At 74.5% G+C, this 14,812-nt stretch carries 7 protein-coding genes; all 7 read right to left on the bottom strand.

Annotated elements, in window-relative coordinates; translation table 11 throughout:
- Positions 1 to 13: 13 nt before the first annotated feature.
- The 7 genes from BMX74_RS02480 to BMX74_RS02435 all read right to left on the bottom strand — a co-directional run bounded on the left by BMX74_RS02480 (position 14) and on the right by BMX74_RS02435 (position 14,802).
- Complete coding sequence (locus BMX74_RS02480) at positions 14 to 1,300, bottom strand: superantigen-like protein SSL4 (RefSeq protein WP_091097904.1); 1,287 nt, start codon at positions 1,298 to 1,300, stop codon at positions 14 to 16.
- A 2,477-nt stretch (positions 1,301 to 3,777) separates the two neighbouring features.
- Entirely contained in the window at positions 3,778 to 4,194 is a 417-nt protein-coding gene (locus tag BMX74_RS02460; protein ID WP_055508319.1) for a (deoxy)nucleoside triphosphate pyrophosphohydrolase, read from the bottom strand.
- Positions 4,191 to 5,288, bottom strand: a complete 1,098-nt coding sequence (locus BMX74_RS02455) for a C40 family peptidase (RefSeq protein ID WP_091097898.1) — start codon at positions 5,286 to 5,288, stop codon at positions 4,191 to 4,193. The genes BMX74_RS02460 and BMX74_RS02455 overlap by 4 nt, the downstream gene beginning before the upstream one ends.
- A 1-nt stretch (position 5,289) precedes the next feature.
- Positions 5,290 to 5,904, bottom strand: a complete 615-nt coding sequence (locus BMX74_RS02450; RefSeq protein ID WP_055508315.1) for a hypothetical protein — start codon at positions 5,902 to 5,904, stop codon at positions 5,290 to 5,292.
- Between the two features lie 2 nt (positions 5,905 to 5,906).
- Entirely contained in the window at positions 5,907 to 8,324 is a 2,418-nt protein-coding gene (locus tag BMX74_RS02445; RefSeq protein WP_055508313.1) for a type IV secretion system protein, read from the bottom strand.
- Positions 8,321 to 10,798, bottom strand: a complete 2,478-nt coding sequence (locus BMX74_RS02440; protein WP_055508311.1) for an ATP-binding protein — start codon at positions 10,796 to 10,798, stop codon at positions 8,321 to 8,323. The genes BMX74_RS02445 and BMX74_RS02440 overlap by 4 nt, the downstream gene beginning before the upstream one ends.
- A 47-nt stretch (positions 10,799 to 10,845) precedes the next feature.
- Complete coding sequence (locus BMX74_RS02435) at positions 10,846 to 14,802, bottom strand: TcpE family conjugal transfer membrane protein (RefSeq protein ID WP_177227163.1); 3,957 nt, start codon at positions 14,800 to 14,802, stop codon at positions 10,846 to 10,848.
- Positions 14,803 to 14,812: the final 10 nt, after the last annotated feature.

The raw sequence follows: 14,812 nt of genomic DNA, 5'->3' as shown, positions 1-14,812 counted from the left end.
CCGGAGCGCCGTTCTACTTGCGGCGGCGACGGCGGCGGGACGACGAGGGGCCGGGCATGTCCTGCGTGCTCGGCAGCGGCTCCACCCGCGTCACCTCGCCAGGCCCTGCCGGGGCGGCCTGCTGCCACGGCTCCGAGTCTCCGGGCTCCGCCGCGGCCGCCGGAGGCATCGGGTGCTTCGGCTCCTCCTCGTACGGGCGGGCGCCGCCGGGCGGGATGTCAGCCGCAGGCACGAGCGGCTCGAACAGGTCCCGGTACGGCTTCTCCTGCCGTCCCGGCTGCTGGGGCTGCTGAGTCTGAGAGGGCTCCGTCTGAGAGGGCTCCGGCGCCTGCGGGGGCTGGGGCGCGACCGGGGGCTGGTGACCGTACGACTGGAACTCCTCCGGCGGCAGCACCACCGGGCCGGGCGCCGCCGGGTTGTGCCCCTCGGGCGCGTACGCGGGCGGCTGGCCCGCGTACGCGGCCGAGGGATCCTGATAGACCGGACCGTACTGGACGGGCCCGCCCGGATACGTCTGGACGGGCACGAAGCTGATGATCGGCGCGTACGCCGTGCCGCCCGGGTAGCCGGGCGCGGGGAAGGCCGCGGTCGCGTAACCCGGGGCCGCCGGGGGGTAGCCGGGCGGAACCGCGTCCGGGCGGGCCGCCTGCGGCCCCGCCTTGCGCACCGCCGCCGCGTGGGCCATCCTGCGCAGCCGCCCCTCGAAGATCAGGACGGCGAACAGCGCCAGCAGCACCAGGATCAGCGCCGGGATGCTGAGCTTCTGCGTGAGGGTGCGCTGGTCGTACTCGGGGGCGGCGTTGCGCAGCTCCAGCGGCACCTCCTCCTCCCCGGCGGCCGGGGTCTCCACCGGAGCGGCCGGCGGGGAGGGCGTGTCGGACGCGACCTGCGGCATCTCGACGCCCGTGTCGGTGGGCGTGGACTCGGGGGTGCTCACCGGCGGGACCGGCAGGTTCTGGCTGGGCAGGGGCTGCGGGTTCTGCGTGGCCGGATTCTGCTGCGGCGGCTGCTGCGTCTGCGCGGGAGGGGTGGTGCTCTTCTTCGGGGTCGGCGTCGGGGACGCCTTCGTGCGCGTCGGACTCGCGGTGACCGTCTTCGTGACGGTCGTCTCCGGCGCCTCTTGGGTCGGGGAACCCAACGTCGTGGTGACCGTGACCGTGGTCTCCGGATCGCAGGTCTGGCCCGCGTCACAGGGCTCGACGGCCGGGTCGAACACCGACACGGAGGCGCTCGCGCTCTGCCCCACGAAGGGGGCGACGCCCACCGCCGTCAGCCCCACCGCCAGGACGACAGCGGACACGGCTGTCGCTCGGGTGCGTGCCACCAGTGCCCTCCGCGTAGTCCCGGAACCATGGTCAAGGGAATACTAGTCGGGTCAAAGTAACAGTAAAGACTGATCTAGCTGACTTTACGCCTTATTCGTGACCGCTGCCAGTTCGACACGGCCCACTGGGTCAAGAGCAGCACCGCGATCCCGCCCGCGACCAGGGGAAACCCCTGCGGGCCCGCCAGCGGTTCGACGTCCGCGACCGCCCGCACCCTCTCACCACGCCCCGCCGCCACTTCCAACGGCAACGGCGCCCCGCCCCCGACATCATCCGGAACGCCACCGGCGCCGCCGGAAACGCCGTCGCCACCGGGGACGCCACCCATGGCCACTCCAGGGCCCGGATCCGCGCCGAAGGCCCCCGCCTCGGAACCAGCCGCCCCGGCACCGGGAGCCAAGCCCACCCCACCGGCCCCCTGACCAGGAGCACCACTCCCAGCCCCAGACCCCGGCCCGAGAGCCGCCCCACCCGCGCCCTGACCAGGAGCAGTCGCAGGGCCATCGGCCGCCTGGTTCGGGGCCATGACGCCAGGCATGCTCGGCCCGGCGGCCAGGCCGCCGGTGGCAAGCCCTCCAGCTCCCCCGCCACCGAATCCGTCCTGTCCGCCGAAGCCCAGGCCACCGGCCCGGCCGCCCTCCGCGGCGTCTCCCCGGACTCCGCCCGACATGCCGCTCCAGGGGACGCCGGCGCCGCCGCCCGTACGGGCACCACTTCCCGCCTGCCCGAGACCGCCTCGCTGCGGCTGCGCGACCGGCAACCGCAACACCTCAGCCCCTTCGACGGCCCCGGGGTAACCGGACCCGGTGTAACCAGATCCGGCGCCTACGGCGCCCCCCGCGGCTTCCCAAGCACCGCCTCCGTCGGCACCGCCACCCTCAGCGGCCCGCCAGTCGCCACCTGGACGCCCGACAGCCAGCCCATCATCAGCCCGGCTTCCGACAGCCCGCCCATCATCAGCCCTGCTCCAGGCGACCCGCCCGTCACCATCCCGGCGCCAACCGACGCGCCCGCCATCATGCCGGACCCACGCAGGCCGCAGGTTCCCGGCCCACGCAGGCCGCGGGTTCCGGGCCCAACCGTCGATCCCGGACGTGCTCCCCTCCGAGCGGCCCGTCGCGGACCGAGGGCTCCCGCCGGCCGGCCGCGACCAGGCTTCGGCGCCTGCCCAGGAGTCGGCCCCGACGCCCGGCCGCCCGTTCCCCAGCCCCTGAGCCCGTCCGCCGGCGCCGGAAGCAGCCCCTAGGGCGTCGGCGCGGACGCCGCGCTGCCCGCGGACGGCCTGAGCCCTCCAGCCGATCTGAGCGTCTCCGACGGCCCTCCGCGAACGCATCTCCCGCACCACCGGACCACCGCCCGGCTCACCGGACCCTTCACCGGTCGCGCGCGCACCCGCGCCTGCCACGGCGGAAGGGCCGACGCCGACACCGGGACCGCCTGCCTGCGGCCCCTCCACAGGCGCTGCCTCCGGACGCGGGTCGCCTCCGAGAGGCAAGGCCCCGCCGGACCCGCCCGCCACCATTCCACCGGCCCGTGTCCTGCCGGCCCGCGCCGTGGCCTGCGTCGTCCAGGCCCCTGTGGTGCCGGTCTGCGTCGTCCCGGCTCCTGTGGTGCCGGTCTGCGTCGTCCCGGCTCCTGTGGTGCCGGTCTGCGGCGTGCCGGTCTGTGTCGTGGTGGTTCCGCTCGGGTCGGTGACCACGGTGGTGGTCGTCTTGCTGATCGTGGTGGGGTCGCCTCCCGGCGCCGCCCGCAGCCGGGCGACCGCCGCCAGCGTCACCTCCGACGCGCCCTCGGGAGCGGTGACGGTCACGTCCACGGCCCTCCTGCCGGAGACGTCCCTGAGGGAGCACACCTGGGCCCCGGGCAGGGTGACCGCGCCCAGCGCGCCCCGGCCCGCCACGTCGAGCGCCCGCGCCGCCAGCTCGCGCGCAGCCCGAGCCCCTGCGCTCACCACCGCCATCCGGGCACCTGCCACCGCCACATCCGCCGGGGCCGCCGTCGAACGGGTCGCCCCAGCGCCCGGCGCGGCAGCCGAGGCGACCGCCGGTCCCGCGGCGGCCGGCGGCGGCGCCGCCGGGCCCGTCAGCGGCGCACCCGGCGGCACAGACCCGGGCGGCACGAGCGCGGGCTGTGCCGGGCGGCGGCGGGGTGTGCAGGCCACCGCGAGCAGCGCCTCCGCCGGAGCGGCGGCCACCGCCACCTTGGCCCCCCGTACGCTCCCGTGCAACCGCACCCGGAACCGCTGGACGTCGCCCGTCCTGATCCACTTGCCGACGCCCTCGGGCACGCCCACCCGGTGGAGGACCAGCGACACCCCGGTCGCCGCCACCGGTACGGACGGCACGGCCACCAGGACGAGGGTCCCCGCCACGACCCAGCCACGACGCATCGCCCATCTCCCCCGCTGCGACGATTCACACCCCGTAAGCGTTATGTCACGGAGGGCGACGGCCTAACCCTGGGCGAGCAGGTTCTCCACGGACTTCATGACGGGCAGGTCGGCCCCCAGCCACTCCACGTCGTAGTACTCGCCGGGCCCGAGCCACCGCAGCGCCAGGTGCTCTCGCGGTTCGGGCGTGCCGGAGGCCAGGGCGGCGAGCCACACCCGCAGCACGTACCCCTCCGACAGCGGCCAGTCGCCGCCGACGCGCTCCCCCACGCTGATCTCCACGCCGAGTTCCTCGCGGCATTCCCGCACGAGGGCCTCCCGCTCGCCCTCGCCGGGATCGACCTTGCCGCCGGGGAACTCCCAGCCGCCCGCCAGCGCGGGCGGGTCGGCGCGCTGCGCGGCGAGCACCCGCCCGCCAGGCGCGACGATCACGGCGGCCACCACGACCGTCGGCACGGGCTCCTCGCGATCAACCGTCATAGCGTCGCATTCTGCAGCCTCTTGAGCTGGTCGAGGACGTCGGGGTTCTGGAGGGGGCGGGTGAAGCCGACCCGGTTGCCACGCGCCTGGTAGCTGGTGACCTTGATCGGCCCGCACAGCCGGCAGCGCGCCTCCAGCATCTTGCCCTTGGAGACGACCAGGCCGACGTGCCCTGGACGGTCGGGTCCTGTGCCGGGGCCGGCGTTGAAGAACACCAGGTCGCCGGGCTGTTCGTCCCCGCCCGCGACCTTCACCCCGAACGGCCACTGCTCGAAGGTGGTGCGGGGGATGGTCAGCCCGGCGGCCCGGTAGGCGGCGTAGATGACGCCGGAGCAGTCGAAGGCGTCGGGCCCGGTGCCGCCCCACAGGTACGGCTTGCCGCGCTGGGCGAGCGCGAACTGGAGGATCTTGGCGACGACCTCGCTGGGCGCGGCGGCGACGAGCGGGTCGTCGCACTCCTCCGACGCCTGAGGCGGCACCCGCACGTCGCCCGACTCGGCGTACTTCTTGGCGATCTCCACCACCTGGTCCACGTACCACCAGGCCCGGTTGTACGTGAACAGCGCCCGGCGGACGTTCTCCGGTGCGCCGTTGCGCTTGAGCATCTTGGCCGCGCCGAGGATGGCGTCGGCCGGGTTGTAGACGTCGCCCACGCCGTCGCCGTCGCCGTCGGAGGCGTAGCCGTTGAACTCGGACGACATCGAGACCCTGGCCTTGCCGCCCCACGTGCTGATGAGGAACTGCATGGGGCCCGCCGCGCCGGCGTAGTTGGTGCCGCTCTTGACCCCGGGCAGGTTGGAGCGGCCGTGGTCGGTCTCGCGCTTGCCCACGGCGGCCAGGATGTTCCACTGCACGCCGATCTCCTTGCCGTACTTCTTGTACAGCTCCAGGTAGTCGGCGGGGATGTCGGAGGCGGCGGAGTCGGACACCCCCTCGACCTGGACGTCGTCGGTGCAGTCGGTCGAGGTGCCTCCGCCGTCGCTGATGAACGACGGCACGCTGATTAACAGCATCGGCGACACGACGACGAGCACGAGGAGCAGCGCGCCGGCGAGCCCGAGCAGCAGGAAGAGCCGGAACTTGGAGGTCGTCACGTCAGCTGTCCCCGTCCTGGCCCTCGTCGGCGGGCTGGATGTCGAAGATCCGCCAGTCGGCGCCGTTCTGGCTCACCGTGACCGCGTAGTCGTTCACCGCCTGCCTGGCCCCGCTCCTGGCGGCGATCTGCTGGCTGCCGGTGACGACGAACACGATGGACGTCCTCTCGACCTGCCTGATCTCCTTCAGTTTGGCGGTGGTCGTGGAGACGACCTGGTCGTCGCGGTTCTGCTGCACGGTGCCGGCCGAGGTGAGCGTCCTGGTCAGGACGGTGCCCAGCTCGGCGGTGGTGAACGCCTTGATCCGGTCGGCGTACGCGGCGGGGTCCTCGTCGTACCTGAAGGTGCCGTACGCGGCGGTGAACCTCTCGGCGAGGTCCGCCGCCGCGGCGAGCTGCTCCTTCTTCATCGGCAGGTACGCGTAGATGTCGAAGGGCGCGTTGCTCGCCGTGGCGAGGGGCCTGCTCGTCGCGGCCGGCGTCGCGGCGGCCTGGGGCGTGGACGACTCGGCGGGTTCGCCGGGGTCGGGCCCCATGGTCAGGTAGATGCCGACCGCGGCGATGACGATCACGATGACGACGAAGACGACGCCTCGCTTGTCGCCCGGCTGAACCATGCTCAGTCCTTGTCGGGGTTATTCGGTTTCAACCAGAAGGGCCCGGACGTCCCGCCCGCGCCCGAGCCGCTGCCGTTGCGGCTGCTCTGCAGGAACAGCGGGGGCGCCTCGGAGGAGCGGGCGCGCGGCTCGTCGGAGCCGCCGAAGATGCGCGATCCCGACCCGCCGAACATCCCGCCGCCGGACGACCCGGACCCGCTCGACCCTCCCGACGTACGGGACGAGCCGCCGTTCCTGGACCCCCCGGACCTGCCGGACCCGCCGAACAGGCCGCCACCCGAGCCTCCGCCGGAGCCGCCGCCGAACAGGCCGCCGCCGGAGCCGCCGCGCGCCCGCGACGGGGCCGGCCGGGAGCCCGACCCGGCGAACCTGGAGCCGCGCGAGCCACCGGACCCGCCGGACCCGCCCGAGGACCCCGACGAGCCGGAGGAGCCGCGCGAGGCCCAGCCGCCGCCGGACCGCCCGCCGAACCAGCCGCCACCGGACCCGGACCCGCCGCCGGAGACGGAACCCGACGAGCCACCGGACGCTCCGCGGCCCGAGGCCGTCGACGCCGCCGAGGCCGCCGCGCCCAGCCCGCCGGACGCGCCGGACGCGCCGCCCGCCGCGCCTCCGGCTCCGGCCGCGCCCACCGTGCGGGGCCCGCCCGCCGCGCCGCGGTTACGCGGGGCCGCGCCGCCCAGGTTGAGCGGCGGCGCCGTGCCCCTGCGGGGCTGCAGCGGCGTCCTGCCGGTCGCCTTGCCGCCCTGCTGGTCGGTGTCGAGCGGCGCCGCCGTGGCCGGGACGCGGGTGCCCGACGCGGCCGCGCCGCCCTCGCCCTCCTCGCCCCTGACCCTGGCCTGGGCGGTGGCCGCCGTGGCCGCCGCGCCCGCCGGGTTGGCGACGGCCGCCGCCCGCAGGACGGGTTCGGCCTTGCGCAGCCCCCAGCGGCCGATCCTGGCCGACGCCACCGGCGGCAGGACGTTCGCCGCCCGCTCCAGCACCGGCGAGGAGGCCGCGTCGCCCAGCATGCGGGTGGCGACGGTGTGCCCGTTGATCGAGGAGAACAGGTGCTGGAACGGCCGCCGGTAGAAGAACACCGCGATCGTCAGCAGGGCCATGAACAGCACCTGCATGCCCCACGGCAGGGCCATCGAGATGATGAGCGCGTAGCCGTACACGAGGACGCTGAGCACGAGCGTGAGCACGGCCTGCCTGAGCAGCGTGCCGATCAGCATCTCCACCCAGCGCATCGCGACGATCCGCCCGCTGCCCGGATGGACGCCGATCAGCAGGAACACCGGCCCGAGTATCAGCAGCAGCAGGAAGCCCACCTTGAGCACCAGCAGCGACACCGCCACCAGGAAGATCAGGACGCCTGCCACGAGGGCCGCGATGAACGCCCCGACGGCGACCCCGAGCCGGCTCGACCAGTCGCGCCCGGAGAAGATCGTGTAGCGCGAGTCGTTCTTCAGCAGCTCCGCGACCTTGGTGTACTCGGCCTGGTGCGCGGCCACGTCGGGGGAGGGCTGAGCCGCCGTGGCGGGCGCGATGGACTGCGTCTCCAGCATCTTGCGGCCGAAGTCGCGCACGATCGGCTGCTGCGGGTCGGACGTGCCGAACATGCCGACCAGCCACGGCTTGCAGACCAGGGTGGACCACAGGGCGTCGGCGTTCTGGTCCACGCCGGCGGTGCCGACCTGGCCGTACCCGCCCTGCTTGGGCTCGACGCCGGTCTGTCCGGGCGGCGGCAGGCAGGACGCGCCGCCCGCGCCCGGCAGCCCGGAGAACGCCGAGTTGATGACCTCGCCCGTCTTGTCCGTGACGACCTTGCCGAGGCCGGTGAAGTCGCCGGGGCGGCTGAAGAACCAGACGGCGGCCGTGACCGCCACCACCATCCAGACGACGCCCTCCAGCGTCGTCGTGGCCCGCTTGCGGATCAGGCCGTACCACGCGAGCCAGATCGCGCCCAGGATCACGATCGGCTGCAGGAACTTCCAGTACATGGCGTCGGCGAGCTTGGTGACGATGTCGTCGACGACGTCCTTGATGCTCTGGAGCGGTCCTTCGGTGGCCGCCGCCTGGTACGTCGTGATGGTGACCCGGTCGATGGCCTTGGCCGCCGTGAAGACGCCGTTGGCCCACATGTTGCCCAGCACCGCGACGTAGTCGGAGCAGCCGAGGTCGTGCGTGTGCCAGAACTGGCCCGCCATGCCGAACTGCGCGTAGTTCGTGGCCGGCGCGCCGGTCGAGGCGGCCGGCGCGGGCGGCTGGATCATGCCGTCCATGCCGCCGCCGATCACCTCGGGCGCGAGCGGCCCCGACAGGTCACACGGCGCCGCCGCCGCCGGTGACAACCCGCCGATGGCGACGGGCACCACGAGGATGCCGACGACCAGCGCGAGAGCGAGCGCCAGCCGTCTGGGTAGCCGGATCTTCATGACCGAACCTCCTGCGCCGCCCTGCCCACGCCCCCATGAAGATCATGCACGTCTCCGACCGGTTTGTCGTGTGTCGGATTCGTGTCGAGCCACTGCAGCAGTTCCTCCGAGATGAGGTCCACGGCGATGCGTCCCGCCCGGCCGTCGAGATCACGGAAGATGCACTCGCCGTTGCCGAGGGAGCGCAGCACGGCCTTGTGCTCCTCCGACGGCTCCACGCCGAGCAGCGACATGACGTGGTCCACCTCCACCCGTTCGGTGGACCTGAAGGCGAACACGGACGACAGGCAGTTCGTCACCTGCTCGTTCAGCAGGTCACCCGCGTTCTGCGAGACCAGCACCAGCGCCGTGTTGCGTGAGCGGCCCATGCGGCTGACCTCGGGCACCAGCTTGGCACCCTCCGGCGTGGACGTGATCGCCCACGCCTCGTCCAAGAAGATCGCCTTGGGGGCGCGCCGGTCGAGGCCGTTCATGAGCCTGCGGGCGAACTGGGAGACCAGGTAGAGCAGCGCCACCGACAGCCGCTGCTCGTACGAGTAGTCGTCCCTCGGCGTCGCCACGTCGGGCAGGGTCAGCCCGCCCAGCGTGAACACCGTCGTCCAGCCCTCGCTGTCGATCTGCTCGCCGCCCGACGGGTCGAAGCAGAGCCTCGCCAGGTGCATCTCCGACATCGAGCGCAGCACCGCGCCCAGGTTCTTCGACGCCGGGTCGCCCGCCTGCTCCAGGTAGTCGACCACCTTGCCGAGCGACGGGTCGGCCCCGTTCGACACGGCCGCGACCGCCTGGATCATCGCCGACTCCCGCTCCTCCGACATGCGGGGCAGCAGCAGCCGCAGCGTCTCCGTGGCCATCGTCTTCTTGGCCGCGATGTCGTCGCCGAAGGAGAACGGGTCGAGCAGCCCAGGAGCCGCCGACCCCAGCGGGATCACCCTCGCCCTGCGCCCGCGCTTCTCCAGGAGACGGATCAGGGATTCGGCGTCGCCCTTCGGGTCGATCGCCGCGACCGTGACGCCGCGCAACGCCATCTGGTAGATCATCAGCAGCGCGAGCGTCGTCTTGCCGCCGCCCGGCTCGCCGGTGATCGCGATGGCCGTGGGACGGTTCCTCGTCGCCGCCACCAGCGGGTCGAAGTGCACGATGCTGCGCGCCCTGCCGATGGTCTCCCCGATGTACGGCCCCAGCCAGCCCTCGGTGCCGTCGCCCGGCCGGTCGCCCAGGTCCACGGTGGCCGTGGCCATGCCGCCCGCGATCGTCCGCAGGGGCTGCCGCTGCGCGTACGCGTTGACGCCCACCTTCTCGCCCGGCAGCGACTCGCGGAACAGCGAGAACTGGTCGCCCGTCGAGTTCACCACGTCGATGCCCATGTCACGGTAGTGCTCGACGACCGCCTCCACCCGCTGCACGCAGATGTCCTCGGTCGGGGCCGCCACGATCAGCCGGTGCCAGCCGTACACGAAGGGCAGCCGCTCCTTCGTGATGCCGTGCTCCAGCATGCGGGCCGCGTCGATCTGCTCCGCCAGCGCCAGCGGCGCCTCCGCGCCCGCCTCCCTGATGTGGATGTCCATGTCGCGGGCGTGCGCCAGCTTGCGCGCCACGTCCTTGGACGCCTTCACCGGCGGGATCAGCCGCATCCGCGACGAGATCTCCAGCGGGAACGGCAACTGGTCGGCGAAGTGCATCCACGGCTCGCCGTCGGGGAACGGCATGAGGTCGGGGAACCGCGCGAACGACAGGTACGCGACGTACGACTCGCCCTGCGGCTGCACGATCCGCAGCAGCGACCTGCCGTTGTGGATCTCGCCCTCGACGAGCGACTCGATCTCGCCCCTCCCCCAGCGCCGCTTCGGGCTCGCCGACGGCGGCGGGTCGCCCAGCGCGCCCGCCGCCGCGTGCTGGAACAACCACGCCACCTCGACCGAGGTGGCGTGACGGGCGTAGAGGGCGCTCGACGCGAGGGCTCTCCCCAGCCGTTCGGCCTGCTCCGTCCACCTGGCGATCTCGCCGTCGGGGACGTGGTCGTCCTCCATGCCGAGCGCCTTCTCGGTCTTCTGGTAGAAGCCGAGGAGCTGCGCCAGGACACCGCTGCCGAGCTGCCTGCCGCGCGCCCCCAGGCGCACCCCGAGGTAGACCTCCTTCGTCCAGAAGTCCTTCGCCCAGACGTGGCGGTACATCTCCTCCAGGTAGTCGCGCCAGCCCGGCCCCTCGTCGGACGTGGCGTTCAACGCCATCGCCCACTCGGCCGCCGGGTACGTACGATGCGCCACCCGCAGGTGCACCTCGGCGTCCGGCATCCTGATCGCCGCCAGCGCGATCGTGATGTTCGTCGCCAGCGCCTCCCGCTCCTCCGGCGTCACGAACTCGTAGCTGACCGTGGGAAGGCGGAAGTACGCCCATGCGCTTGAGTCTGTGAGCAGGATGCGGTCGTCGAAGTAGCGGACCGCGAGGCGCTGGTGCGCTCGGGACGCCCTGCTCATGCCGCCCCCTCGGCGCATGAACGGGCCAGACCTGCTCGCTTGTTCACTTATCGCTCACCGATTCTCGTGCCCGGGGGGTCACTCGCCAACTCCTCTTCGCTCGGACGGACGGTCTGTGCCGCAAAGCCCGCGACCACGACGCCGGCGAGAGCGAGGTAGGCCCGCCGCCCGGCCGCGCGCAACTGCCCCGGATCGACGACGTCCGCGCCCTCAGGCGCGAGGCTGTCCTCCCAGGGCACCCTGACGATGGCCCGGCACCTGCCCCGGGCCACCGACTCCGCCTGCTCGACGTCGGCCATCGAACGCCTGCTGACGCCGTTGACCACCATCACCGCGCGCCTGCGCAGCTCCGCGCAGCCGTGCCCGTCGAGCCACTCGTAGGTCATGGCCACCGCGTCGGACGCCTCCTCGCTCGCCGGCACCACCAGCACCAGCTGGTCGGCGTACGGCAGGACCCGGGCCGCCAGCGCGGCGGCCGGGTCGATGACGGCCAGCTTGTAGAAGCGGTCCAGCAGGCCGAGCGACTCGCCCAGGCGGTGGTCGGAGAAGAGCGTCCGGTCGGCGAGGCGCTGCTCGGCGCCCGCGTCGGTGTCGGCGCCGATCACCTCCAGGCCGGAAGAGGTGCGGGTCGTGTACCCGCGCATGCCGAGGTACCCGCTGACCCTGTCGAGCCGCGACAGCAGCGACGTGAAGGTCTCGGGCGTCTCCGGTTCGATCTTGCTGGTGAGGGTGTCGCGGCCGGTGCTCGCGTCGACGGCCACCACGCGGTCGTCGCGGTATCTCGCCAGGGTGTGGCCGAGCATCAGCGCCGTCGTGCTCTGGCCGGCGCCGCCGGTGCAGCCCAGCACCACGATCCTGCGGCTGCCGCCGAACACCGCCCTGGCGCGGGTCTCGTCGATCTCCGACCCGTCGGACCGCACCCCGCCGCCGCCCACGACGACCTGCGCGATACGCCGCCACCCGCCGGAGTCGCGCCCGACGACCGACTCGACCCGCCGCACCCGCGCCTCACCGGGCCGCGCACCGCTCGCAGGCCCGATCGGCATCCCGGCGGCCTTGATCGGCTCACCGGTCTGCGCACGCTGACCGGTTTGCCTAGGCTCGGTGGCCTCCGCCCGCTCTGCGGCCTTCCTGGTCGCAGCGCTCGGCATCGGCCCGCTCGCTTCCTGAGCCGCCTGCTCGACGGATTCGGCCGGCCCTGAACCCTCGGCAGCCCCGGAGGCGGCGCTCACGGCCTTGCCGTCATGGGCACCGGCCCGGTCCGCTGCCACCTCAGCGGCGGCCCGGACCTCCGGCTCGCGGGACGCGGCGCGCACCACGGCACCGGAGAAGCCGACGTCGCCCGTCGTGTCCCCGGCGGCCGCCTGGCCGACACCCCCACGTCCAGCAGCCTGGTCAACGGCCCCACGTCCAGCAGCCTGGCCGACGCCCCCACGTCCAGCGGCCTGGCCGACGGCCCCACGTCCAGCGGCCTGGCCGACGGCCCCGCGTCCGGCGGCCTGGCCGACGGCCCCGCGTCCGGCGGCCTGGCCGACGGCCCCGCGTCGGGCGGCCTGCTCGGTCGCCTCCGTACGCCTGGCCGGAGGCTCGGGTTCGAGGCCCGTAGGCGCCGGATCGGCCACCGGGCCGCCGGAAGCCTCGCCCTCGGGCTTGCTCGGCCCCTGGGCGGTCACCGTCAGGGGCTCAGGCGTGTGGGGCTCGGGCGCGGTCGCCGCCGAGGGCTCGGGCGTACTGGCCTCCGTCGCAGTCACCGCCAAGGCCCCAGGCGTACCGACCTCCGGCACGGTCGCCGCCGGGAGCTCGGGGGTGCTGCGCTCCAGAGCGGTCGCCGCCGAGGCGCCGGGCGTGCTGGCCTCCGGCACGGTCGCCGCCGAGGGCTCGGGGAGCGCGGCGGGGCCGGGCTCATGTACCTCCGGAGCCGCCGGCGCGGCTGCCCACGCGGTCTCCTGCCGGACGTCCTCCTGGGACACCGGACGGTCCGCCGCGGGGGCGGTGGGCGGCCAGACACGCTGAACGCCCGCCGGCGTCACGGCCGGGCCGATCCTGGGCGGCTGGCCCTTCCTGTGCTGGTTCCTGGCGACGTCGTCGTCACGCCGCGCGCCGCCGCGCGACTGCCCGCTCTCGGCCCCGCGCCCCAGGCCCTCGGCCCGGCGTCCCGAGGTCTCGGGACCAGGTCCCACAGGCTCTGCGCCACGTCCCCCTGGCTCGGCACCATGTCCCAGCGGCTCCGCCGGGCGTCCCAGCGGGTCTGCGGGGCGTCCCAGCGGGTCTGCGGGGCGTCCCAGCGGGTCTGCGGGGCGTCCCAGCGGGTCTGCGGGGCGTCCCAGCGGGTCTGCGGGGCGTCCCAGCGGGTCTGCGGGGCGTCCCAGGGGCTCGGACGGCGCGTCAGCGCTCGCGGCGAGCTTGCGCAGCCGCCGCAGCGCCTCGGTGTCGATCGGCTTCCCGCCGGCGGACCGCCCAGCCGCCGCACCGGCCGCGCCCTGCTCGCCGCCCACCCCGGCAGCTCCGGTGCCCGTACGCCCTTGCTCCGTGCCGGTCTCGGCCTGCTCCGTGCCAGCCCCGGCCTGCTCCGTGCCGGTCCCGGCCTGCTCCGTGCCAGCCCCGGCCTGCTTCGTGCCCGTACGTCGCCCTTGCTCCTCGGCGGGGCCGCCGTCAACGGACGGCCCCGCAGGCGCGGAGACCGCCGGGCCAGGCTCGGCTCCGGGCACGGCAGGCCCAGCGACGGCCGCCCCGGACTCCGGCTCCCGGATGCCCGCGTCACGGCCGCTCCCCTCGGAACCGTCCGTCCCCGACGGCTGCGGCGCGGACGGCTCCGGGAGGTCGTGCCCGCGCTGGGGCGGCGCCGCGGGTCGTGCGGGCGGCCGGCCCAGGGCCGGGGCGGTGCCGCGGCGCAGCACGGTGCCCCAGACGGACCTGAGGCTCCGCGGCTCGGACCCGGAGCGCTGCCGGGGCTCCGTCCCCCGGAGCTCCGCGGCCTCGGCCCCCGGAAGCCCGATGGCCTCGGCCCCCTGCCCGGTCTTCCCGCTCGCCTGCCCAGGCGCACCGGCTGCCTGCCCGGCGCTTCCGTCGGGGCGGCCGGGCGACCCGGGAGCGTGCCCGCTCGCCGCCGAGGACGGCGCGGGCGCGCCGGTCGCCGCCCCCGGAGCACCGAAAGCCTGTGCAGCGTGGCCGGACGCCTGCGACCCCGGAGCGCCGAAAGCCTGTGCGGCCTGGCCGGGCGCCCCGGTGGCCTGCCCCGTGTGGTGGGTGGCGCCGCTGACGGGCGGTTCCGGCACGGCGGCGGTGACCGGTGCCTGCGCGGCGGCGGCAGCGGCGGCCGCCACGGCGGGGCGGATCCGGCGCGGCGTCGCACCGGGCTCGCCCGCCGTGCCTCTGCCGCCGTTCGAGCCGGGGACGTCCCTGCGGGCCGGCGGTTCTGCGCGCACGGCGGCCCCCCGCGGGGAGGTGGTCGCGTCGCGGACGATGCTCTCCGTGCGGCCCGCCGCCTCCGCCGCGTCGACGACGCGCTCCGGGCGGCGGGGCAGCGGCTTGGGTACCCTGCCGCGCGTCCGCCGCGGCTCCGGGGCCGTCTCGGTGGCGTCGGCGGCGGCCCGGGCCTGGGCGGCCTTGCGGGACGGCCTGGCCTTCACCTGGCCGGGCGTTGTCCGCCACACCCGCCCCGCGAACGTGACCGTCTCGGGTTCGGACGCGGGCGCGAGCCGGTACCAGGCCTTCGGCTGCCCCAGATAGCGGAGCTGGGACTCCAGGAGCTCGGTGAGCCGCTTGCCCTCGATGACGGGCCGGGTGGACAGCCAGGTGACGATGCCGGGCGGCACCAGGAACAGGACGTGCCACGGCATCTCCACGGGCACGCCGACGAGCACGAGCAGGAGCGACCACGGCACGAACACACCGACGAACACCCCGATCCAGACGATGGGCAGCGGCGTCGGCAGCCGTAGGTCGTACAGCTTGTAGAGCCGCTTCTCGATTCGCCAGATGTTGGTATACGTGGGCAGGTCCACCCGGTCCTCC

Origin of the sequence: Nonomuraea pusilla (assembly GCF_900109355.1) — a bacterium.
Taxonomy (GTDB): domain Bacteria; phylum Actinomycetota; class Actinomycetes; order Streptosporangiales; family Streptosporangiaceae; genus Nonomuraea; species Nonomuraea pusilla.
Note: the sequence above shows the minus strand (reverse complement) of the source record. Positions and strands in the feature narration are given on the sequence as shown.

What these genes read in the sequence shown, in the direction of transcription:
- BMX74_RS02460 (WP_055508319.1), bottom strand. Translation starts at nt 4,194, where the DNA reads ATGACGGTTGATCGCGAGGAGCCCGTGCCGACGGTCGTGGTGGCCGCC.
- BMX74_RS02450 (WP_055508315.1), bottom strand. Translation starts at nt 5,904, where the DNA reads ATGGTTCAGCCGGGCGACAAGCGAGGCGTCGTCTTCGTCGTCATCGTG.
- BMX74_RS02445 (WP_055508313.1), bottom strand. Translation starts at nt 8,324, where the DNA reads ATGAAGATCCGGCTACCCAGACGGCTGGCGCTCGCTCTCGCGCTGGTC.
- BMX74_RS02440 (WP_055508311.1), bottom strand. Translation starts at nt 10,798, where the DNA reads ATGAGCAGGGCGTCCCGAGCGCACCAGCGCCTCGCGGTCCGCTACTTC.